The 23,121-nt window shown below is 60.1% G+C and carries 17 protein-coding genes; 5 read left to right on the forward strand and 12 right to left on the reverse strand.

Features of this window, described 5'->3' with window-relative positions; genetic code table 11:
• Positions 1 to 37 precede the first annotated feature (37 nt).
• From rbfA to PSFL_RS06135, 5 genes are all read left to right on the forward strand, one after another.
• The gene (gene rbfA, locus PSFL_RS06115) at positions 38 to 433 is read left to right on the forward strand and encodes a 30S ribosome-binding factor RbfA (protein ID WP_029298974.1); all 396 of its coding nucleotides are present in this window, start codon (positions 38 to 40) and stop codon (positions 431 to 433) included.
• Between the two features lie 3 nt (positions 434 to 436).
• The gene (gene truB / locus PSFL_RS06120; RefSeq protein ID WP_003176136.1) at positions 437 to 1,354 is read left to right on the forward strand and encodes a tRNA pseudouridine(55) synthase TruB; all 918 of its coding nucleotides are present in this window, start codon (positions 437 to 439) and stop codon (positions 1,352 to 1,354) included.
• 115 nt (positions 1,355 to 1,469) lie between these two features.
• Positions 1,470 to 1,739 carry a 30S ribosomal protein S15 gene (gene rpsO / locus PSFL_RS06125; RefSeq protein ID WP_003176135.1) on the forward strand — a complete coding sequence of 90 codons (270 nt, stop codon included), beginning with the start codon at positions 1,470 to 1,472 and terminating at the stop codon, positions 1,737 to 1,739.
• A 194-nt stretch (positions 1,740 to 1,933) separates the two neighbouring features.
• Positions 1,934 to 4,039, forward strand: a complete 2,106-nt coding sequence (gene pnp, locus PSFL_RS06130; protein WP_057960656.1) for a polyribonucleotide nucleotidyltransferase — start codon at positions 1,934 to 1,936, stop codon at positions 4,037 to 4,039.
• A 296-nt stretch (positions 4,040 to 4,335) separates the two neighbouring features.
• Positions 4,336 to 4,683 carry a BON domain-containing protein gene (locus tag PSFL_RS06135; RefSeq protein ID WP_057440167.1) on the forward strand — a complete coding sequence of 116 codons (348 nt, stop codon included), beginning with the start codon at positions 4,336 to 4,338 and terminating at the stop codon, positions 4,681 to 4,683.
• 232 nt (positions 4,684 to 4,915) lie between these two features.
• Here the strand turns inward: PSFL_RS06135 and PSFL_RS06140 are convergent, their stop codons facing one another.
• From PSFL_RS06140 to PSFL_RS06195, 12 genes are all read right to left on the reverse strand, one after another.
• Positions 4,916 to 7,849 (reverse strand): DUF748 domain-containing protein, encoded by a 2,934-nt coding sequence (locus tag PSFL_RS06140; protein ID WP_397469815.1) that lies wholly within the window; start codon positions 7,847 to 7,849, stop codon positions 4,916 to 4,918.
• Positions 7,850 to 7,956: 107 nt separating this feature from the next.
• A complete protein-coding gene (locus tag PSFL_RS06145) occupies positions 7,957 to 8,973 on the reverse strand; it encodes a class I SAM-dependent rRNA methyltransferase (protein ID WP_115127382.1) in 1,017 nt (338 codons plus the stop codon).
• A gap of 130 nt (positions 8,974 to 9,103) precedes the next feature.
• Positions 9,104 to 9,973: an oxygenase MpaB family protein gene (locus PSFL_RS06150; protein ID WP_057440165.1), complete on the reverse strand. Its 870-nt coding sequence runs from the start codon at positions 9,971 to 9,973 to the stop codon at positions 9,104 to 9,106.
• Positions 9,974 to 9,989: 16 nt separating this feature from the next.
• Positions 9,990 to 11,927: an acetate--CoA ligase gene (gene acs, locus PSFL_RS06155; protein WP_397469816.1), complete on the reverse strand. Its 1,938-nt coding sequence runs from the start codon at positions 11,925 to 11,927 to the stop codon at positions 9,990 to 9,992.
• A 122-nt stretch (positions 11,928 to 12,049) separates the two neighbouring features.
• Positions 12,050 to 13,714, reverse strand: coding sequence for a glucose-6-phosphate isomerase (pgi, locus tag PSFL_RS06160; protein ID WP_115127384.1), 1,665 nt, complete (start codon positions 13,712 to 13,714; stop codon positions 12,050 to 12,052).
• A gap of 317 nt (positions 13,715 to 14,031) precedes the next feature.
• The gene (gene panC, locus PSFL_RS06165; protein ID WP_115127385.1) at positions 14,032 to 14,886 is read right to left on the reverse strand and encodes a pantoate--beta-alanine ligase; all 855 of its coding nucleotides are present in this window, start codon (positions 14,884 to 14,886) and stop codon (positions 14,032 to 14,034) included.
• Entirely contained in the window at positions 14,883 to 15,683 is an 801-nt protein-coding gene (gene panB, locus PSFL_RS06170) for a 3-methyl-2-oxobutanoate hydroxymethyltransferase (protein ID WP_057960650.1), read from the reverse strand. The genes panC and panB overlap by 4 nt, the downstream gene beginning before the upstream one ends.
• Positions 15,684 to 15,955: 272 nt before the next feature.
• Positions 15,956 to 16,441 (reverse strand): 2-amino-4-hydroxy-6-hydroxymethyldihydropteridine diphosphokinase, encoded by a 486-nt coding sequence (gene folK / locus PSFL_RS06175; protein WP_057440161.1) that lies wholly within the window; start codon positions 16,439 to 16,441, stop codon positions 15,956 to 15,958.
• 5 nt (positions 16,442 to 16,446) lie between these two features.
• Positions 16,447 to 17,844 (reverse strand): polynucleotide adenylyltransferase PcnB, encoded by a 1,398-nt coding sequence (locus PSFL_RS06180; RefSeq protein ID WP_057960649.1) that lies wholly within the window; start codon positions 17,842 to 17,844, stop codon positions 16,447 to 16,449.
• A gap of 712 nt (positions 17,845 to 18,556) precedes the next feature.
• Positions 18,557 to 19,984, reverse strand: coding sequence for a sigma-54 dependent transcriptional regulator (locus PSFL_RS06185; protein WP_169989894.1), 1,428 nt, complete (start codon positions 19,982 to 19,984; stop codon positions 18,557 to 18,559).
• A 22-nt stretch (positions 19,985 to 20,006) separates the two neighbouring features.
• Positions 20,007 to 22,961, reverse strand: coding sequence for a sensor histidine kinase (locus PSFL_RS06190; RefSeq protein ID WP_170045325.1), 2,955 nt, complete (start codon positions 22,959 to 22,961; stop codon positions 20,007 to 20,009).
• Positions 22,945 to 23,121 (reverse strand): hypothetical protein, encoded by a 177-nt coding sequence (locus PSFL_RS06195; protein ID WP_003176118.1) that lies wholly within the window; start codon positions 23,119 to 23,121, stop codon positions 22,945 to 22,947. Before PSFL_RS06195 ends, PSFL_RS06190 begins: the two co-directional genes overlap by 17 nt.

Here is a 23,121-nt window from a genome sequence, read left to right on the forward strand (position 1 = left end):
ACGGGTTTCACCGTGTGGCAGTAACAGGTAACAAGACATGGCAAAAGAATACAGCCGTACCCAACGTATCGGCGATCAGATGCAGCGCGAGCTGGCCCAACTGATCCGTCGCGAAGTCAAAGACCCGCGCGTTGGCCTGGTCACCATCACCGCTGTTGAAGTGAGCCGTGACGTCGGTCACGCCAAGATCTTCATCACCGTGATGGGTCAGGACAACAGCGAAGAAATCGCGCAAAGCATCAAGGTGCTCAACTCCGCTGCAGGTTTCCTGCGTATGCAGTTGGCCCGTGAGATGAAGCTGCGCAGCGTGCCCCAGTTGCACTTCCACTACGACGAAAGCGTCGTGCGTGGTGCGCACCTGTCGGCCCTGATCGAGCGCGCCGTGGCTGAAGACAATCAGCATCCGTCCACACCTGAAGACGCCAAGGAGTAAGCGGTGGCTCAGGTCAAACGTATCCGTCGTAACGTCAGCGGCATCATCCTGCTCGACAAGCCCATTGGTTTTACCTCCAATGCGGCGTTGCAGAAGGTCCGCTGGCTGCTCAATGCCGAAAAGGCCGGGCACACTGGTAGCCTCGACCCCCTGGCTACTGGCGTGTTGCCATTGTGCTTTGGCGAGGCCACCAAGTTCTCGCAATACCTGCTCGATTCGGACAAGGGTTACGAAACCCTTATGCAACTGGGCAAGACCACCACCACGGCAGACGCCGAAGGTGATGTTCTGCAGGTTCGCGACGTGACCGTTGGTCGTGCAGATATCGAGGCTGCCTTACCCGCTTTTCGTGGGCAAATCAGTCAGATACCGCCGATGTACTCGGCTCTCAAGCGTGATGGCCAGCCTCTTTACAAGCTGGCACGTGCGGGCGAAGTAGTGGAGCGTGAACCGCGTTCTGTTACTATTGCGCGCTTGGAATTGCTCGCCTGTGAAGGCGACACCGCCCGCTTGGCCGTGGACTGCAGCAAAGGCACCTATATCCGTACCCTGGTGGAAGATATTGGTGAACAGCTCGGTTGCGGCGCGTACGTTGCAGAACTGCGACGCACCCAGGCTGGCCCTTTCACCCTGGCCCAGACGGTCACGCTGGAAGAGTTGGAAGCTGTACATGCCGAAGGCGGCAATGAAGCAGTTGATCGCTTCCTGATGCCATCGGACAGCGGTTTGCTGGATTGGCCATTGCTGCACTTCTCGGAACACAGCGCGTTCTACTGGCTCAACGGCCAGCCGGTCCGCGCACCGGATGCTCCGAAGTTCGGCATGGTGCGGGTACAAGATCATAACGGTCGCTTTATCGGTATCGGTGAAGTGAGCGAAGACGGGCGCATCGCGCCGCGTCGGCTGATTCGGTCAGAATGACCGAACGAGTGTGGCTGTTAACAGGCACGGTCAACACTCATTTTTAGATACAGGGATTTGTCCCTGGCCTGTTGAAACTGCCCTTTGGGTGGTTTCCTGAAAAAAGGATTGCCTCATGGCTCTCGACGTTCAAGAAAAAGCACAAATCGTAGCTGACTATCAGCAAGCTGTTGGTGACACTGGTTCGCCAGAAGTGCAAGTTGCACTGCTGACCCACAACATCAACAAGCTGCAGGGTCACTTCAAGGCCAACGGTAAAGATCACCACTCCCGTCGTGGTCTGATCCGCATGGTAAACCAGCGCCGTAAGCTGCTGGACTACCTGAAAGGCAAGGATCTGGGCCGTTACCAGGCTCTGATCGGTCGCCTGGGTCTGCGTCGCTAATCAGCGATTGCGCTAGAGGTTGGTTGTTTGCCGTGTGTCAGTGGGTTTCCCGCTGGCCCATGGCAGGCTCCCAGCCTCAAGTTTTATCTGGATACACGTTTTACCCTGGACAAGGGTTGGGCCGATTCCCGACATTGCCCAAGAATTTCGCAAGAAGACAAGTTCCCCAAGAGCCACAAAGAAGGTAGGACACCGTGAACCCGGTAATCAAAAAATTCCAGTTCGGTCAGTCGACCGTTACCCTCGAGACAGGCCGTATTGCCCGTCAAGCCTCCGGCGCAGTGCTGGTCACCGTTGACGACGACGTTACCGTATTGGTAACCGTTGTGGGCGCCAAGACCGCTGACCCAAGCAAAGGCTTCTTCCCTCTTTCCGTTCACTACCAGGAAAAGACTTACGCTGCCGGTAAGATCCCTGGTGGTTTCTTCAAGCGCGAAGGCCGTCCTTCCGAGAAAGAAACCCTGACTTCCCGACTGATCGACCGTCCGATCCGTCCGCTGTTCCCAGAAGGCTTCATGAACGAAGTGCAGGTTGTCTGCACCGTCGTTTCCACCAGCAAGAAGACCGATCCGGACATCGCTGCGATGATCGGCACCTCGGCTGCCCTGGCCATCTCCGGTATTCCTTTCGATGGCCCGATCGGCGCAGCTCGCGTTGCTTTCCACGAAAGCACCGGCTACCTGCTGAACCCAACTTACGAACAACAGAAAGCTTCGAGCCTGGACATGGTCGTTGCCGGTACTTCGGAAGCCGTGTTGATGGTTGAATCGGAAGCCAAAGAGCTGACCGAAGACCAGATGCTGGGCGCTGTACTGTTTGCTCACGACGAGTTCCAGGTTGTGATCAACGCTGTTAAAGAACTGGCTGCCGAAGCCGCCAAGCCGACCTGGACCTGGGCTCCTCAGCCAGAAGCCACTGAGCTGCTGGGCGCTATCCGCTCCGAGTTCGGTGCTGCGATCTCCGACGCCTACACCATCACCATCAAGGCCGACCGTTACGCTCGCCTGGGTGAACTGAAGGACCAGGTTGTTGCCAAGCTGTCCGGTGAAGAAGGCCAGCCTTCTTCCAGCGAAGTCAAAGCAGCCTTCGGCGAAATCGAATACCGCACCGTTCGCGAAAATATCGTTAACGGCAAGCCACGTATTGACGGTCGCGACACCCGCACCGTACGTCCGCTGAATATTGAAGTTGGCGTTCTGCCGAAGACCCACGGTTCGGCCCTGTTCACCCGTGGTGAAACCCAGGCCCTGGTAGTCGCGACTCTGGGTACTGCCCGTGACGCACAACTGCTGGACACCCTGGAAGGCGAGAAAAAAGACCCGTTCATGCTTCACTACAACTTCCCTCCGTTCTCGGTAGGTGAGTGTGGTCGCATGGGTGGTGCTGGTCGCCGCGAAATCGGTCACGGCCGCCTGGCCCGTCGTTCGATTGCAGCCATGCTGCCTGCCGCCGACGTGTTCCCGTACACCATTCGTGTTGTGTCGGAAATCACCGAGTCCAACGGTTCCAGCTCCATGGCTTCCGTTTGCGGTGCTTCCCTGGCATTGATGGACGCTGGTGTGCCGATGAAGGCGCCAGTTGCCGGTATCGCCATGGGTCTGGTTAAAGAAGGCGAGAAGTTCGCCGTCCTGACCGACATCCTGGGTGACGAAGACCACCTCGGCGACATGGACTTCAAAGTAGCCGGTACCGCCAAAGGTGTTACCGCGCTGCAGATGGACATCAAGATCAAGGGCATCACCGAAGAAATCATGGAAATCGCTCTGGGCCAAGCCCTGGAAGCGCGCCTGAACATCCTCGGCCAGATGAACCAGATCATTGGTCAGTCCCGCACCGAGCTGTCGGAAAATGCTCCGACCATGATCGCGATGAAAATCGACACCGACAAAATCCGTGATGTCATCGGTAAAGGCGGCGCGACCATCCGTGCGATCTGTGAAGAAACCAAGGCTTCGATCGACATCGAAGACGACGGTTCGATCAAGATCTTCGGCGAAACCAAGGAAGCGGCTGAAGCTGCACGCCAGCGCGTCCTGGGCATCACCGCTGAAGCCGAGATCGGCAAGATCTACGTCGGTAAGGTTGAGCGCATCGTCGACTTCGGCGCGTTCGTCAACATCCTGCCGGGCAAGGACGGTCTGGTTCACATCTCCATGCTGAGCGATGCTCGCGTAGAGAAAGTGACCGACATCCTGAAAGAAGGCCAGGAAGTGGAAGTGCTGGTACTGGACGTGGACAACCGCGGCCGTATCAAGCTGTCCATCAAGGACGTAGCAGCAGCCAAGGCTTCGGGCGTTTAATTACTCCCAGGCTTTACGCTGAAAAAGAGGACTCTTCGGAGTCCTTTTTTTTGGGCTGCAGGAAAGTGAAGGTAAATCAGCCGTTTAGCCCAGGACAAAAGCCGCAACTTGCATGCAGGCACGATGGGCTTCATGCAAGTTGCACGATTCTGAATTTCGGCAAAAAACATAAGCTATTGAATTTAAAGGTTTTTATTCGTATGCGAAAGTTGGCACAGCGCCTGCAACAGTACTGGTAACCCTGCAGCATTAACGTTGAAACGCTGCAGACCTTCGAAAAAACAGGAGTTACTCGTATGAAGAAGTTCGCTATCGCTGCTGCAACTGCCACCGCGCTGACCCTGACCATGGCTAACGTTGCGTTCGCCCAAACCTCCCAGGCTCCAATGGTTGTAGCCGCCGGTGAAGTGACCAAGGCCAAAGAAGCGACCACCGATACCTGGATCACCACTAAAGTCAAAGCTGACCTGGTTACCGAGAAAGGCATTCCTGGCACCGACATCAAAGTCGAAACCAACAAAGGTGTGGTCTCCCTGTCCTCCACTGTTGCTGTGACTGATGCACAAAAGGAAATGGCAGTAGCCATCACCAAGAAAATCAAAGGCGTTAAAGCTGTATCGGCCGATGGCCTGAAAGCAGAGTAACGCGCAACGACTCGACTGGACTTAGGCAAGGCGGCCACGAGCGAGGCAGATATCCGCTCAATGCACCTTACAGGTTCATGCGACCGACCACAGGGATGTGGTCACTACGGGCCCCGGCACTTGTGTCGGGGCCCGTTTTATTGTGGCGGGGAAAACATGTTTGCGGATTATGCAGATCAAGTGTGGGAGCAGGCAGCCAGTTCCCACACTTTGGACTTATGGTGTCCGGTAGTTACTCGGCATCCAGGTGCATTGGCGTAATTACCCGGCCATCTTTCTCGGTCTGGCCGAGGCTGGCATCAATGAAGTACACCCGATCGTCTTCCAGCTGGCCCTTGTCGACCAGATAGTCCTTGATCGCACTCGCGCGGTCTTGGCCCAGTTTGCGTAGCAACACATCACTGCCGCTCCAGAACTTGATCACGCCGTCGCGCAGCTTTGCCGAGCGCTCATCGCTGCCCAGGTCTTTCCACTCAGCCGGCGGTTGTTGCTTCAAGCGGGTGCGATAGATGCCTTCGAGCAGTGGCGCCTTTTCCTTTTCCGGTACTACAAGCAATGAAGCCTGGGCCGGGACTTTATCGCCACGGCGCTGGAGTATCTTGTAGTAGTTGTACTGATACTCACGCTCAAGCCGCTCGGCGGCCAGGAACGGACCATCGCTGCTGGCTGCCGCAGTGCCTTCGATTTCCAGGCGCAGGGCAGGGCGCTTCTTGAGGGCTTTGGCGAGGCTGTTGAGGGCCGACTCGGCGTCTTTGCTCAGGGCGCTGGAGCCAGCGGCGAACGACACGTTGCCCAGGTCCTCCGAGCCTCCACCGGTCACCAGCCCGCCAATGAACTTGAACGGCGCCGTTGCCGCGCGCACTACCAGGTTGCGCAGGGTTTGCCAGACAATCGGCATCACACTGAACTGCGGGTTGTTCAAGTCGCCGGTCACCGGCAACTCGATGGAGATCTTGCCGTCGGTGTCCTTGAGCAGGGCAATTGCCAGGCGAATCGGCAGGTCCACCGCGTCGGCGCTGTCGACTTTCTCGCCCAGTTGCAGTTGCTCTACCACCACCTTGTTCTCGGCCTTCAACTGGCCCTTGGTGATCACGTAGTGCAGGTCCAGGTTGAGTCGGCCCTTGCGGATACGGAACCCGGCAAACTTGCCCGAGTACGGTGTCAGGGTGGTCAGTTCGACGCGTTTGAAGCTGGTGGCGATATCCAGCGCGGCCATCGGGTCAAACGGGTTGACGCTGCCCTTGATCGTCACGGGTGCATAGCGGTCAACCTTACCCTTGATGTCCACGCTGGCCGGTTTGGCCTGGCGGCTGTCGATGGTGCCGATCTGGCCATTGAGTTGCTGGATCGCCGTGGCAAAGTTCGGCGTCAGGCTGAAGTCGGCAAAGTTGGCCGAGCCGTCATTGATCGCGATCTGCCCGATACGGATGCCCAGGGGTTTTTCATTGCTCGCGCTGGATTTGGCCGTCGATTTGGCGCCACTGTCGGCAGGCTGTGGGATCAGCAGGTCATCGACGTTGGTGGTGCGATCATCGTTGATCATAAAGCGCGCATAGGGTTGCAGCAGGTTGATCTTGTCGATCGACAGGCTGTTGCCGTGCTGGTAGTTCAAGCCTTCCACCACCAGCCGCTGCCACTTGAGGAAGTCGCGGGTCTTGAGCGTGTCCAGGGTGTGCAACTGATCCACTTGGGCGCGGCCGGTGATCTGCAGCGCGAGGGGCTCGGTGCTCTTGAGGTTCACATCGAGGTTACTGCCGAGCATGCCGCTGCGCAGTTCCAGGCGGATAAAGGGGCTGATATAGGACTGGGCAACCCGCAGGTCGATATCCTTGGTGTCGACTTTCAACTTGGCGCTGACCGGGTTCAGGTTGACCTGGCCGCTCGCCTGGATCTTGCCCTGCTTGCCCAGGCCACTGTCGATCTTGAGGGTGAAGGGGCTTTGATTGAGGCTGTCGAAGTCTTGTACATCGACATTCAGCGGGCCCAGCTCCAGGGCCACCGCAGGTTTTACCTGGCGATCAGCCAAGTGCACCTGATAGTTACGCAGTTGCACATCCTTGAGCAGCACTTGCCAAGGCTTGCTCGGCGCTGTCGACTCGGGTTTTGGCGAATCGGCCGCGGCGGGAGCGCTTGCTGGTTCAGGCTTGGTGGCTGGCTTGCTCGGCTGGCTGGCGAACAGTTTCTGCCAGTCCAGTTGGCCATCGGCTTCACGGGCGGCCCAGGTTTCGAGCTTGTTACTGCGGATTTTGCCCACGATCACTTGCTGCTTGGCCAGGTCGATCGAGGTTTCGCTGACATCCAGGCGCTCCAGGCGGGCCAGTGGCCGGCCATCCGGGGCCTTGATCGCGAACGGCGCGATGCTCGCCGAGACGTTGGTCAGGTTCAGTTCGGTTTCTTTGGCCAGGTTCAGCTTGTAGTCGGTACTGAAATTAAGGGTGCCATCTTCCAGGACCAGGGGCACGGCGTCCCGCACATAGGGCCACCAGACTTTCATCTTGCCATCTGTGACCTTCAACTTACCCTCAGAGGCGATCGGCACCAGGCTGAAATTGCCGGTCCAGTCGATCTGCCCGCCCTCGGGGCCTGCGGCGACCAGGGTCATGTCGGCATTGTCTTCGGGCAGGGTGCTGAGGTTTTTCAGCTCGAAGTCGAGTTTGTCGTAGAGGAACTCGATAGGCTCGCTGGGGCGCACGTCTTCGAAGTGCACGTAACCGCTCGCCAGCTTGATGCGTTCGATGCGCAGCGGGAACGGTTTGCTTTCGGGGTCGTCGGGGGTCGGTTCGCTCGGCGGCAACTTGAACAGCTGCGCCAGGTTGAGGGTCCCGGTTTTGTCGAAGAGGATTTCGGTCTTCGGCTTGTCCAACTGCACATCGGCCAGGTGCAGGGCGCGGGTCCAGAGGCTGTCGATCTGCAGGTTGGCATAGAGGCGTTCAAAACCCACCTGTTCCTTGCCCGGCTCACCGATTTTCAGGCCCCAGAGGGTCAGTTCCAGGCTGAACGGGTTGAGCTCGATACGCTCGATACGGGCCGGCACGGTAGCGTAATTGGCCAACTGTTGGTTGGCCACGCGAAGCGCAATACCGGGCAGAATCAAAAAGCCCAGCAAGCTGTAGAGTGCAAGGGCGGTCAGCAAGGCGCCTGTGGCGCGAATCAATCCTTTGGGCATGGGTGACGCCATCTATGTCGATCAGGAGTGCCTTGGAGTATGGCACGGGTTTACGGTTCCGAAGAACCGCGCCTTTATTACGCCAGTCAGGTTCTTTCAGGGCAATCCTACAACTGCAGGATCAGAGTCTTCAGCGGCGGCTGCTGGTCTTGTGAGGGAAAGTCAGCGCCGGGTGTCATCACTGTCCAGTCGCGTACGGGGCGGCCAGCCTTTTCAGCACAGCGCAAGACCTGCTCGCGCCAGTCATCCATGCTGACCTTTGCCAGGTTGTTGCAGCAGATCAGTACACCGTTTTGCGCGGTGGCCAGCAATGCCGGTTTGAGCAGGCTCTGGTAGTCACGCAACAGGTCCACGGTACCAAAGGCGCTCTTGGCCCAGGCGGGTGGGTCGAGCAGCACCAGGTCATATTGACGTTGCTCCAGGCGCGGGTAGCTCGGCAGTTTTTGCCCGCGACGCTGGGTGATCGGCAGCCCGGCCAGTTGGCGGATTGCCGGGAAGTAATCGGACTGTACAAACGTCATGGCTGGCAGTTGCGGGTTCAACTCGCCGTTTTCGCGACCGACTGCCAGGTTGCCCTCGGCGAAGTCCAGGTTGCACACCTCGCGGGCCCCGCCGGCCGCTGCACTGAGGCCGACGCCGCAGGTGTAGGCAAACAGGTTCAGCACGCTTTTGCCGGCACTGTGCGCCTTGACCCAGCCGCGGGTATTGCGCAGGTCCAGGAACAGCAGCGGGTCCTGCCCCGGGTGGCGACCGCGCACGCGATAGTTCAGGCCCCATTCGTGGCCAACCAGGTCTTCCAGGGCCGCAGGTTCGGCGCGGTACACCGTGTCTTCGCGGTCGATACGCGAGTTGCCTCGGGAGCGGTCGTTATAGACCAGCAGCAACTCCAGGCCCAGGTACTGGTTGATCATCAGGTGCAATTGCAGGAGCGCATCGCTGTCCAGGGACTGGTGAAAGCTCTGCACCATCAATTGCGGGCCGTAACGGTCGATGGTCAGGCCACCCGCGCCTTCCTGGCTGCCATGAAACAGCCGATAGCAATCGGTGCCTTGGGCATGCAGCTCGGCGAGCAGGTCTTGGCGGTGATCGAGGGCGGCGCGCAGCGCCTGATTCAGGGACGACATGGAGCGCGCCTTGCTGGGGAATTTAAGCGCGCAAGTTTAACAGCTCCTGTGGGCGTCGGCTTGCCGGCGATGGCGCGGGTGCAGGTCGATCAGTATCGCGGGCAAGCCAGTTGCCACAGGGTGTATGTCGTTACAGCAGGCCCATCCGCCTGTGGGCCCGTTGCACCGAACCATTGCGCATCGCCCAGCGCAGCAGCGGCGCGCTGCGCCTGACCCCGGCGCGGATCAGTTGGCGTTGCAGCGGGCTTTGCTGTTGACCCAGCATGTCACCCGCCCAATCCGGTAGCAGGTCGATCCCGGCCTGCATCATCAGCGCCCCGAACGGCTTGGCCAGGGCGCTGGGAGCCGGGGCATCGAGCAACAGGCGCAGTACTTCGCGGCTGCGTTCGTCACACAGCAGTTGTGGGCGAATACGTTGCAGGTAATCAGCAATTTCCTGCCTTGAGCGCGGCACGTGGCGAGCCCCCAGTTGTTCGGCGACCAGGGCAATCTCGCTGTAGTACCGATCCTGGTCTCTGGGCGATAAATCCGGGTTTTTGTAGCGCAAATGCGCCGCCAGAAAGCTGCTGACTTCGGCGACGTGAACCCACGTCAGCAATTCAGGATCACTGGCCGCGTAGGGGCGCCCGTCAGGTGCGTGCCCGACCACTTGCAGGTGGATGGTGCGCACCTTTTCGATCAGCCATAACGCGTCGCGGCGCGAGCCAAACGTAGTACCGGAAATAAACTGCGAAGTGCGGCGCAAACGCCCAAGCATGTCCTGGCGAAAATTCGAATGGTCCCACACGCCGGCCAGCGCCAGGGGATGCAGCGCCTGCAACATCAAGGCGCTGATACCCCCGATCAGCATGCTGCTGAAGTCACCATGGACCTTCCAGCTCACCGAGTCCGGCCCGAACAGCCCTGGGTCGCCCTTGGGGCTTTCCAGGTCCAGATTGCCCAGGGACAGCCCCGTCAGGCTCATCAGTTGGGATTCGATACGGTTGCGCAGAAATTCCATGGTGGCTTGGGGGTTCCTATCGGTTCAGGCGCTTGTCGATCAGGCCGTCGACCACGCTCGGATCGGCCAGGGTCGAGGTATCGCCCAGGCTGTCCAGTTCGTTGCAGGCGATCTTGCGCAGGATACGCCGCATGATCTTGCCTGAACGGGTTTTCGGCAAGGCCGGCGCCCATTGGATCAGCTCAGGCTTGGCAAAGCTGCCGATTTCCTTGCTGACCAGGTCCAGCAGGTGTTTTTTCAGCGCATCGCTGGGCTCGACGCCATTCATCGGTGTGACAAACGCATAGATGCCCTGGCCCTTGAGGTCATGGGGATAGCCGACGACGGCAGCCTCGGCCACTTTGTCATGCAGCACCAGCGCGCTTTCCACCTCGGCGGTGCCGATGCGATGGCCGGAGACGTTGATCACGTCATCAATGCGCCCGGTGATCCAGTAGTCGCCATCCTTGTCGCGCCGCGCACCATCGCCGGTAAAGTAGTAGCCGGGGTAGGGCTTGAAGTAGGTGTCGATCATCCGCTGCGGGTCGCCATACACGCTGCGGATCTGCCCCGGCCAGCTGGCTTTGATCGCCAGGACGCCGCTGCCGGCGCCGCTGATTTCCTTGCCCTGCTCGTCGAGCAATACCGGCTGCACCCCAAACATCGGCTGGGTCGCGCAGCCGGGCTTGATGCGCTGGGCGCTGACCAGCGGGCTGAGCATGATGCCGCCGGTCTCGGTCTGCCACCAGGTATCGACAATCGGGCAGCGCTGCTCGCCGACGGCGTTGAAATACCACTCCCAGGCTTCCGGGTTGATCGGCTCGCCGACACTGCCGAGCAATCTCAGGCTGGCCCTGGACGTACTTTCCAGCGGGCCATGACCCTCGCGCATCAAGGCCCGCAGGGCGGTGGGCGCGGTGTAGAAAATATTCACCTGATGTTTATCGATCACCTGCCAGAAGCGCGAGCTGTCCGGGTAACTCGGCACACCCTCGAACATCAGGGAGGTGGCGCCATTGGCCAGCGGCCCGTACACGATATAGCTATGGCCCGTGACCCAGCCGACATCGGCGGTGCACCAGAACACTTCGCCCTCGCGATAATCGAGCACGTATTTGAAGGTCATCGCCGCTTGCAGCAGATAGCCGCCGGTGGTGTGCAGCACGCCCTTGGGCTTGCCGGTACTGCCGGAGGTATAGAGGATAAACAGCGGGTCTTCGGCAGCCATCGGCTCGGGCGGGCATGCGTCGCTGACCGCGTCCACCGCCTGTTGGTACTTGAGGTCGCGCCCTTCAGTCCAGGCTACGGCCGCACCGGTTCGTTCCACCACCAGCACCGTCGTGACATTCGGACAGCTGGCCAGGGCCTTGTCGACATTCTGTTTCAGCGCCACGGGTTTGCCGCCGCGTACGCCTTCGTCGGCGGTGATCACGGTGCGGCAGTCGGCATCCAGAATACGGTCGCGCAGGGCATCCGGTGAGAACCCGCCAAACACCACGGAATGCACCGCGCCAATCCGCGTGCAGGCCAGCATCGCGTAGGCGGCTTCCGGAATCATCGGCATGTAGATACACACCCGGTCGCCTTTTTTCACGCCACGGCTTTTCAGCACATTGGCCAGGCGGCTGACGTTTTGGTGAAGTTGGCGGTAGGTGATTTTGGAAGATTTTGCAGGATCATCGCCTTCCCAGATAAAGGCCGGCTGATCGGCGCGTTGCGCCAGGTGACGGTCAATGCAGTTGTAGCTGACGTTCAACTGGCCACCGGCAAACCACTGCGCGGCGCCGGTGTTGATATCGCAGTGCTGGACGGTCTGCCAGGGCGTGATCCAGTCGAGCAGCGCCTTGGCCTGTTCGGCCCAGAACGTATCGGGGTGTTCGATGGATTGCCGATAGAGGCGCTGATAGTCCTCTTGACTGAGTTGCGCGCCCCGGCGCACTGCATCGGCATGGGGAAACTGGCTGATATCGAACATTAGGGATCCCTCTTCTTGTTATAGAGACAAGAGTTCAAGGCTGGTCCCTGTGGGAGCTGGCAAGCCAGCTCCCACAGGGGGCGCTTGTGCAGGTTCAATCCCTGATTGTAGTGCCGATCACATCAACCGCGGTGACGACCACGGAAGTAGTTGATCAAGCCTTGGGTCGAGGCATCGTCGGCCGAGGTTTCCTCGGCGCCCGTCAGGCGGTTGTAGACGCCCTTGCCCAGCTCCTTGCCCAGCTCCACGCCCCATTGGTCAAAGGCGTTGATGCCCCAGATGACGCTTTGTACAAACACTTTGTGTTCATACATCGCCACCAGCGCGCCCAGACGGCGCGGGCTGATCCGCTCCACCACCAGGGTGTTGCTCGGGCGGTTGCCCGGGATCACCTTGTGCGGCGCCAGCTTTTGTATTTCGTCTTCGGCCATGCCTTTGTCACGCAACTCGGCTTCGGCTTCGCTGCGGGTCTTGCCGAGCATCAGCGCCTGGCTCTGGGACAGGCAGTTGGCATACAGCCACTGATGGTGGTCGGAGACCGGGTTGAAGCTGACGATCGGCACAATGAAGTCGGCCGGGATCAGCTGGGTGCCCTGGTGCAGCAACTGGTGGTACGCGTGCTGACCGTTGCAGCCCACGCCGCCCCAGATAACCGGGCCGGTATCGGTGGAAACCGGCGTGCCGTCCTGGCGTACGCTCTTGCCATTGGATTCCATGTCCAACTGTTGCAAGTGCTTGGTGATGTTACGCAGGTAGTGGTCGTACGGCAGGATCGCGTGGCTCTGGGCGCCCCAGAAGTTGCCGTACCACACACCCAGCAGGCCCAGCAGCACCGGCATGTTTGCCTCGAACGGCGCGGTCTGGAAATGCTGGTCCATGGTGTAGGCACCCGACAGCAGCTCCTTGAAGTTGGACATGCCAATGGCCAGGGCGATTGGCAAGCCGATGGCCGACCACAACGAGTAACGGCCGCCGACCCAGTCCCACATCGGGAAGATGTTCTCTTCACGGATACCGAAGGCCACGGCCGCCGCGTTGTTGCTCGACACGGCGATAAAGTGGCGATACAGCTCGGCTTCCGAGCCACCCTGGGCCAGGTACCAGGCGCGGGCGGCCTGGGCGTTTTTCAGGGTTTCCAGGGTGTTGAAGGACTTCGACGAGACGATAAACAGCGTGGTTTCGGCGCGCAGCTTCTGGGTCAGCTCGTGGAATTCACTGCCGTCGATATTTGCCAGGTAGTGGCAGCGCACGCCTTTATGGGCGTAGGACAACAGTGCTTCGGAGACCAGCTCAGGGCCGAGGAACGAACCGCCGATGCCGATGTTGACCACGTCGGTGATCGGCTTCTCGGTGTAGCCACGCCACAGGCCGTCATGGATGCGGCCGACCAGGTCGGTGATCTGGTTCAGCACCTTGTGCACGTCGGGCATGATATTGGTGCCGTTGACCGACAACTTATCGCCCACCGGGCGGCGCAGTGCGGTGTGCAGCGCCGGACGACCTTCCGAAGAGTTGACCGGCTCGCCATCGAACAGCGCCTTGATTGCGCTTTTGAGATCGACTTCGTTGGCCAGGCCCACCAGCAGGTCGCGGGTTTCAGGGGTAATCAGGTTTTTCGAGTAATCGAGGAAAAGTCCGCAGCTGCTCAACGTGAACTGGGTAAAGCGCTGGGGATCGGCATTAAACGCTTCGCGCATGCTGAAATCCTGCATGGCTTGGCGATGTTGATTGAGCGCTTGCCAGGCGGGCAGAGCGGTAACGTCATGAGGGGTGCGGTAGTACGCCATCGCTGCGGGTTTCCTTTTTATTACTGGGACTGCTTTTAGGACACTTCTAAACCCGGAACATCCAGTTTTGTATCAAGGTTTGGGTTCCAGACAGCGCTAACTATAACGCCGGGCGATTACATTAAACCTAGCGTGTCGATATGTCTTGGCTTTGTCTGCGCGCAAGCCGGTACTTTTTTATACCGGGGCCTGGGAGACGCTAAAAACCGAATGTGGGAGCAGGCTTGCCCGCGATGGTGCTGGGTCAGCGACAAATACATCGACTGACCGTCCGCCATCGCGGGCAAGCCCGCTCCCACATGGGGAGATTGCCAGGCTTAAGCGCTGAGGTTGAGGTGCAGGTTGTCGATCAACCGGGTCGCGCCCAGGTACGCGGCGACCAGGATCACCACATCACGATCCTCGGCGGTTGCCGGACGCAGGTGCTGGCCCTGGCAGACTTCCAGGTAGTCCATGCGCAGGCCGGCGGCCTCGATGTGCTGGACCTGCTCGGCCCTTAGCTTGGCGAAGTCGCGGTCGCCGTTTTCAATGGCGGCGGCGATATGACGGAGGCTGCGGTACAGCACCGGGGCGATGGCGCGCTGTTCTTCAGTCAGGTAACCGTTGCGCGAGGACAGCGCCAGGCCGTCCTCGGCGCGCACGGTGGGCTCGCCAATGATCTGGATCGGCATGTTCAGGTCGCGCACCATGGCGCGGATCACCGCCAGTTGCTGGTAGTCCTTTTGCCCGAACACTGCGAGGTCAGGCTGGACCATGTTGAACAGCTTGCTCACCACCGTCGCCACGCCCTCGAAGTGACCCGGGCGGCTGGCGCCGCACAGGCCTTCGGACAGTTGCGGCACGCTGACCCGGGTCTGCACCGTCATGCCGTCGGGGTACATCTCGTCGACGGTGGGGGCGAACAGCAGGTTGCAGCCCGCCACCAGCAGCTTTTCCTGGTCGGCGGCCAGAGTGCGCGGGTACTTGTCCAGGTCTTCACCGGCGCCAAACTGCAGCGGGTTGACGAAAATGCTCGCCACCACGAAGTCGGCTTGTTCGGCGGCGCGCGTCACCAGCGTAGCGTGGCCGGCATGCAGGTTGCCCATGGTCGGCACGAAGCCAATGCGCTTGCCGGCGTTACGCGCGTGAGTGACGGCGGCCCGCAGTTCGCGCAGGGTTTTTACGGTGTTCATGCAGAGAATCCGTGTTCGAGGCCAGGGAAGGTAACGGCTTTGACTTCAGCCACATAGGCGCTCAGCGCGGCCTGGATGTTGTCCTGGCCGGTCATGAAGTTCTTCACGAATTTGGGGGCGCGGCCGGTGAGGTTCAGGCCGAGCATGTCGTGCAGCACCAGGACCTGGCCGTCGGTCGCGCTGCCGGCGCCAATGCCGATCACCGGGATTTTCACCGCCTGGGTGATTTCTTCCGCCAGTTCGCTAGGCACGCACTCGAGCACAATCATTGCAGCGCCGGCCTGCTCCAGGGCGATGGCGTCGGCCCGCATCTGCCGGGCTTGGGCTTCATTACGGCCCTGGACCTTGTAGCCACCCAGGATATTGACGGACTGTGGCGTGAGGCCCATGTGTGCGCATACCGGAACGCCGCGTTCGGCCAACAAGCGGATCGACTCGGCAAGCCACAAGGCACCTTCGACCTTGATCATATGTGCCCCGGCCTGCATCAGCTTGCCGGCGTTCTGGAAGGTCTGCTCAAGCGTTGCGTAAGCCATGAACGGCAGGTCGGCGATGATAAAGGCGCCTTCGTTACCGCGCTTGACGCTGGCGGTGTGGTAGGCGAGTTCATCGGTGGTGACCGGGAGGGTGCTGTCATTCCCTTGAAGAACCATGCCCAGGGAGTCGCCCACCAGTAACACTTCGACCCCGGCCTGGCAGCAAGCCTGGGCGAACGTGGCGTCATAGCAGGTCAGCATGGTGATTTTTTCACCCTTGAGTTTGAGGCTCTGCAAGGTGGTCAGGGTAATGTCTGGCATGAAAAGGGTCCTCGTTCAGGCGCTTGGAAACAGCGAGTAACGCGCGTGAGTCTTCGTTTATACAGGCGCACTTTCTTCAGAGCAGTGCTTATAAGGCCTGGATTGCGCCCTTCAGCGCCGGGTTGGCGGCAGCGGGACGCCTATAGTCGTGAGGAGGACTCTGGAAGTCAATTGGATGTGTTACCGCATTGTTACGAGCGGGGTGTTACCGCTGTTACTGATGCGATTCAGCAGGTAAAAGGCGTGTTCGGCCAGCGCCTACAGGGCTTGAGTCAAGCAGGAGGCAGGCGTTCCAGGCCGACGAATGGGCATTGATCGAGCAGATCACTGAGTAGGCGACCGTCAGGCAGTTGCAAAGTGGCCGGTGCCAGTTCGGCAAGTGGATACAACACAAAAGCCCTTAGATGCATCTGGTAATGAGGCACCTTGAGGCGCGGCTCATCAATCAGGCGATCGCCAAACAGCAGGATATCCAGGTCCAGGGTGCGCGGGCCCCAGCGCTCAAGGCGTTCGCGGCCCTGGTCGTTCTCGATGGCTTGCAGCGCATCCAGCAGTTCCAGTGGCGCGAGGGTACTGTCCAGCGCCGCCACCGCATTGGTATAGCGGGGCTGGCCGGGAAGTAGGGAATCACTTTGGTAGAAGGCAGAAACACCGACGAATGTGGTGTTCGGCAACTGCGCCAACGCCTCGATGGCGTTGCGCAATTGCTGTTGCGGGGCAGCGAGGTTGCTGCCCATACCGATGTAGATACGCTCCACGGTGCTTATTCGCCAGAGGTATCGGCGGCACTGCGCTTGCGTTTGCTACCGCTGCTACGGCGGCGCTTTTTCGGGCCGTCGCCAGTGGGTTCGCCTTTGCTGCTCAGTTCACGAATCATCTCGCGACGTTCGCTGTCATTGGCGTCCTGGTAGTCGGTCCACCATTCGCCCAGGCCATCAGTCTGCTCGCCGGCGCTTTCACGCAGCAGCAGGAAGTCATAGCCGGCACGGAAGCGCGGATTGTCCAGCAGCAGGTCGGCACGTTTGCCACTGCGCCGGGGCAGGCGTTCCTGCATGTCCCAGATCTCGCGGATCGGCATGGTGAAGCGCTTGGGGATTGCGATGCGCTGGCATTGCTCGGCGATCAACTCGTGCGCCGCTTCCTGCATCGCAGGAATCGGCGGCATGCCACGGTTCTGCAGGCGCAGCACGCGGGCGGGCAGCGCCGGCCAGAGCAGGGCGGCAAACAGGAATGCCGGGGTCACCGGTTTGTTCTGTTTGATCCGCAGGTCAGTGTTGATCAACGCTTCACTGATCAGCGTGTGGGTGTACGTGGGGTTGTGCTCCAGTGCATCGGCGCTGGCCGGGAACAGTGGGTCGAACAACTGCAGGTCCACCAGCATTTCGAAGGTGTCGGCGGCATGCCCGGAAAGGAACAGCTTGAGCACTTCCTCGAACAGGCGTGCCGAAGGGATTTCCCGCAGCATCGGCGCCAGCTCGCGAATCGGCGCGGCCGTGTGTTTCTCGATGCCGAAGTTCAGCTTGGCGGCAAAGCGCACGGCCCGCAGCATGCGCACCGGGTCTTCCTGGTAGCGCTGCGTAGGGTCGCCGATCAGGCGGATCAGGTGGTTGCGAATATCGTGTACGCCGTTGGCGTAATCGAGGATGCGCTCGCTGACCGGATCGTAATAGAGGGCATTGATGGTGAAGTCGCGGCGTTGCGCGTCTTCTTCCAGGGTGCCGTACACATTGTCCCGCAGGATGCGTCCGCTTTCGTTGCGGGAAGACTGGTTGCTGTCTTCCTCTTCATCGTTTTGCGGGTGGCCTGCTCGGAAGGTGGCGACCTCGATGATCTCGCGACCAAAGTGGATATGCACCAACTTGAAGCGCCGACCGATGATCCGCGCGTTGCGAAACTCGGCACGCACTTGTTCAGGCGTGGCGCTGGTGGCGACGTCGAAATCCTTGGGAGTGATGTTGAGCAACATGTCGCGCACACAACCACCGACCAGGTAGGCCTGGTAGCCAGCGTTCTGCAGGCGTTCGACGATGTTCACCGCATAACGGCTGAACTGGGCGCGCTGCAGCGAATGTTGATTGCTGTTGAGCACTTCAGGCGTGCTGCGAATGTGTTGCGTACGACGCAAGGGGGAACGGAATGACTGGAACAACTTCTTCAGCATGGGATGCACTGTTTGAAGGAATGTTCGGCCATAACGAAGAATGACCGCATGATGGGCCGGGATTCTAGCATTTAGTCAGGGGATGGTGTAGGAACTAGCTGCAAGCGTTGAGCCAGATGCTTAAATAAGCCGGTGTGGCGCTCAAATCACAGAAACTACAAGGGGAGCCGAAGCTCCCCCAGAAAGTAGTTGCGTGCTCTATTTTTATTATTGGTTTCGGGCTTCTTGTTTTTGTTGATCGCCCTCGCCATGAGATTTGACCTTCATGACACTCCCAATCGGGAGTCAAGAGCAAACGGATTGCTTTGGTCGCTGTGTTGCGATGATCAATGATCCAACCAGTTCAGGCTCTGCCTTAGGGCAGTTTTTGTTGTTCTCGGCCTGGTTGCGGGGCAAGCCCCAAATGCAACGCCTCTCCAAAAGAATCAGTTAGCTGCGCCTCCGCCGTGTTGTTTTTATTGTGCGTGAGTCGATTCGTCTTATTTTTATTGTGTGTGTACGGTGCTTTTTATTGTTCTTGTACTAAGCATATAGCAGGGTGCGTGCCAACTTTTGCGAGCCCCAGCAAAATCAGGGGGTTGGCCGGGTTTTGGGTGTTTGGAGGACGAAAAAAAGCCGGGGCTTCGTTACCGTAAGCCCCGGCTTTTTGTTACGTGAATATCTGAGGTAACAGTTTTTTCACGTTTGGGGTGTTACCCAATGTGAGTTGACCTCAGCTTTCGCTGGCAACCCCGGTCTTGCGCCGTGGAATGCCCAGGCGCTGGCGCCGTTCCCACAGGCACTTGCGGCTGACGCCCAGTTTGCGCGCCAGTTCGGTCTCGGTCATATGGTCCTGGTGCTCCAGGACGAAGTGCTGGAAGTAGTCTTCCAGGGACAAGTCTTCCGTAGGCTCATGGCTGGTGTTACTGCCGCCCTGTTGTGGTGCCAGGCCAATGAAGTCGTCATCGTCCAGGTCACTCAGTTCGATATCAATGCCCAGCAGCTCGGCGGAGATCTGCGGGCTCTCCGAAAGAATCACAGCCCGCTCCACGGCGTTTTCCAGCTCGCGCACGTTACCTGGCCACGAATAGTGGCGGATAGCTTGCTCGGCGTCGGCCGCAAACGTCAGGTCGGTACGGTTGACGCGCGCGCTCTGGCGCAACAGGAATGCATTGGCAATCTCGTTGACGTCGGCACCGCGTTCGCGCAGGGCCGGCAGCTTGAGGGCGATTACGTGCAGGCGGTAATACAGGTCTTCGCGGAACTGGCCGATTTTCGCCAGGCTCTTCAGGTCCCGGTGAGTCGCGGCGATCAGGCGCACATCGACTTTTTGTGACTGCACCGAGCCGACCCGGCGAATCTCGCCCTCCTGCAATACGCGCAGCAGGCGTGCCTGGGCTTCCAGGGGCAGCTCACCGATTTCGTCGAGGAACAGCGTGCCGCCGTCCGCCGCTTCCACCAGGCCGGCGCGTCCGGCGCTGGCGCCGGTAAAGGCACCTTTCTCGTGGCCGAACAGTTCGGATTCGATCAAGGATTCGGGGATTGCCGCGCAGTTCACCGAGATCATCGGGGCCTTGGCGCGCTTGGACAGGTTGTGCAGGGCGCGGGCCACCAGCTCTTTGCCGGTGCCGGACTCGCCCTGGATCAGGACATTGGAGTCCGTGGGCGCAACCTTGCGGATCTTGACGTACAGGTCCTGCATGGGCGGGCAGGAGCCGATGATGCCGATCTCGCCATTGCTGTTGTCGACCCCGGGTTTGTCGCTGGCGGTCTTGCCGGCCGGCCGTTCCGCCGGGGCACTGTTGGTCGACTGGCGGTCACGCAGGATGCGCGCCACGGCCTGGAGCATTTCGTCGTGGTCGAAGGGCTTGGCGATGTAGTCCACCGCGCCCATCTTCATGGAGTCTACGGCCGAGCGCAGGCTGGCATAGCTGGTCATGATCAGCACCGGCGTGCCCTGGCCCAGCTTGATCAGTTCGGTACCGGGCGCGCCAGGCAGGCGCAGGTCACTGACAATTAGGTCGAATGTGGGAATGCTGAAACGCTCTTGGGCTTCCTGCACCGAGCCGGCTTCGCTGACCTGGTACTGATTACGTTCAAGCAGGCGACGCAAGGCAGAGCGGATAATGGTTTCGTCTTCGACGATCAAAATGTGCGGCATTGATTCAATTCTCTCGACGGTCTCAGTTCACAGCGGACGTCGCTTCGACATGACGCGGCAAGGTCACCCGAATACGGGTGCCGCGTTGGCTTTCGGTGTCAGCCGGGCTGTCGATGGTGATTTGTCCATAATGCTCTTCAACGATGGAATAGACCAGTGCAAGGCCCAGACCGGTACCTTCACCAGGATCCTTGGTGGTGAAGAAGGGTTCGAACAATCGGTCCATGATGTTCTGTGGAATACCGCTGCCTTCGTCTTCGACGATCAGGTCTACCGTGTGCTCGTAAGCCTCGCTCTTGACCCTTACCGCACTGCCGGCGGGTGTCGCGTCGCGGGCATTGGACAGCAGGTTGATCAGCACCTGGGCCAGGCGTTGTGAGTCGCCGACCACCCAGTGTTCCGGATCGCACAAGTTATAGAACTGTACTTCGAAATTACGCCGGTTCAAGGCCAGCAGCCCAATGGCATCCTGGGCGACTTCAGCCAGGCACACCGCTTCATCGTGATTCTGGTGGCCGCCGGCATGGGCGAAGCTCATCAGCGATTGCACGATGCGCGAGACGCGTTTGGTCTGCTCGAGGATCTGCCCGCTGATTTCGGTGATTTCGTCGTCTTCTTCGCGCTCCTCGCGCAGGTTTTGCGCCAGGCAGGCGATACCGGTGATCGGATTGCCGATCTCGTGGGCCACGCCTGCCGCCAGGCGCCCGATACTGGCCAGGCGCTCGGAATGCACCAGCTTGTCTTCGAGCATCTGGGTTTCAGTGAGATCTTCGACCAGCAATACCAAGCCACTGTTGCCTGGGGCCAGGGGTTCGTCGATGGCCGCTTTGTGCAGGTTCAGCCAGCGGGTCTGGCCATCCAGGGCCAGGTGCTGTTTGTGCAAGTGTTCGTCTGGCAGGTTGATAAAGCCCTGCAGCAACTCTCGCCAGGGATCGCCGATGGTGGTCAGGCGCGAGCCGACCACGCGCTGGGCGGCGATGCCGGTCAGCTCTTCCATGGCCTTGTTCCACATCAGGATCTCCTGGTCCTTGGCCAGGGAGCACACGCCCATGGGCAGTTCCTGCAGGGTCTGGCGGTGGTAGCGGCGCAGGGCATCGAGTTCGGCGGCAAGGCCGGTGAGGCGTGAGTGGTAGTCTTCCAGCCGGCTCTCGATAAAGTGGATATCTTCAGTTACATAGTTTTCGCCGCCGGCCTTGTAGGGCAGGAACGTCTCGACCATGTCCTGGGACACGCTGGGGCCCATCAACCCGGACAGGTTGGCCTCGATGCGGTCGCGCAGGCGGCGCAGGGCATAGGGGCGGCGCTCGTCGAAAGGCAGGTACAGATCGCGCAGTGCCTGTTCCACTTCCTTTTGTGCAGCCTTGGCGCCCAGGGGCTTGGCCAGTTGCGTGGCGAATTCCTGGGGCGAGGCGGCATGCAGTTCGCGGCGTTGCGGGCGGCGTACGTTATCCACCGCGCAGGCTTCGGCGGCGCTGGTTTCTTCGGGGCTGGCGTTGGTGAATAGGGAGATCAGGGTGAACATCAGTACGTTGGCCGCCAGCGAGGCGATGGCTGCCATGTGCCAACTGGTGTCATCCAGCACGTAGATCATGTTCAGCAGCGGGATGTAGAAACCCTGCAGGTTGCCGACCAGCGGTAGCAGCATGGTCACCAGCCACACCAGGATCCCCGCCAGCAGCCCGGCGATAAACCCACGCCGATTGGCGGTTGGCCAGTACAGCACCGACAACACCCCCGGCAGGAACTGCAAGGTGGCGACGAAGGCCACAATGCCGAGGTTGGCCAGGTCTTGCTCGGCCGCCATCAGCAGGTAGAAGCCATAGCCGGCCATGATGATGGCCACGATCAGCGCGCGGCGTGTCCATTTCAGCCAGCGGTAGATATTGCCTTCGGCGGGCGGCTGGTACAGCGGCAGCACCAGGTGGTTGAGGGCCATGCCCGACAGCGCCAGGGTGGTGACGATAATCAAGCCACTGGCCGCCGATAACCCACCGACATAGGCCAGCAGCGCCAGGGATTTACTGTTGGCCGCGATGCCGATGCCGAGGGTGAAGTATTCCGGGTTGGTGGTGGCCCCCAGTTTCAGCCCGGCCCAGAGGATCAGCGGCACCGCCAGGCTCATCAGCAACAGGAACAGGGGCAGGCCCCAGCTGGCGCTGACCAGCGAACGCGGGTTGAGGTTCTCGGTGAAGGTCATGTGGTACATGTGCGGCATGACGATGGCCGAGGCAAAGAACACCAGCAGCAACGTGCGCCAGGGGCCTTCTTGCAGCGGGGTGTGCAGGGCGGCGAGGGCGGTCTGGTTTTGCAGCAGCCACAGCTCAAGCTGTTGCGGGCCGTCGAACACCCCGTACAGCGCGTACAGGCCCACGCCACCGATGGCGATCAGCTTGATCACCGACTCGAAGGCAATCGCAAACACCAGGCCTTCGTGTTTTTCCCGGGTGGCGATATGCCGCGAGCCGAAAAAAATCGTGAACAGGGTGATCAGCGCACAAAAGCTCAGGGCCACCCGATGTTGCACCGGCTCGTGGGTAAGAATACCGATGGAATCGGCCACTGCCTGGATCTGCAGGGCCAGCAGCGGCAGCACGCCGATCAGCATGAAGATCGTGGTCAGCGCGCCGGCCCAGGTGCTGCGAAAGCGGAAGGCAAACAGGTCAGCCAGCGACGACAGTTGGTAGGTGCGGGTGATTTTCAGGATCGGGTACAGCAGCACCGGCGCCAGCAGGAAGGCCCCGGATACCCCGAGGTAGCTGGAAAGAAACCCATAGCCATATTGGTAGGCCAGGCCCACCGTGCCATAGAACGCCCAAGCGCTGGCGTAGACGCCCAGGGACAAGGTGTAGGTCAGCGGGTGGCGAATGATCGCCCGCGGGATCATCCCACGCTCACTGATCCAGGCCACTCCGAACAGCGCGGCCAGGTAGGCGGCGCTGATCAGCAGCATCTGGGTCAGGCTAAAGCTCATCGGCATCTTTTTGGCTCTGCAGGATGAAAGTCACGACGATCAGGATCAACCACAGCAGATAGGGGCGATACCAGGCGCCCGTGGCGTCGATCCACCAGTCCATGATGGCGGGAGAAAACAGGTAGATCCCGACGACCAGCAGCAGGACCAATCGATAGATGTACAT

The sequence above is a fragment of the Pseudomonas sp. DD1 genome, assembly GCF_044510355.1.
GTDB classification, from domain to species: Bacteria; Pseudomonadota; Gammaproteobacteria; order Pseudomonadales; family Pseudomonadaceae; genus Aquipseudomonas; species Aquipseudomonas shahriarae.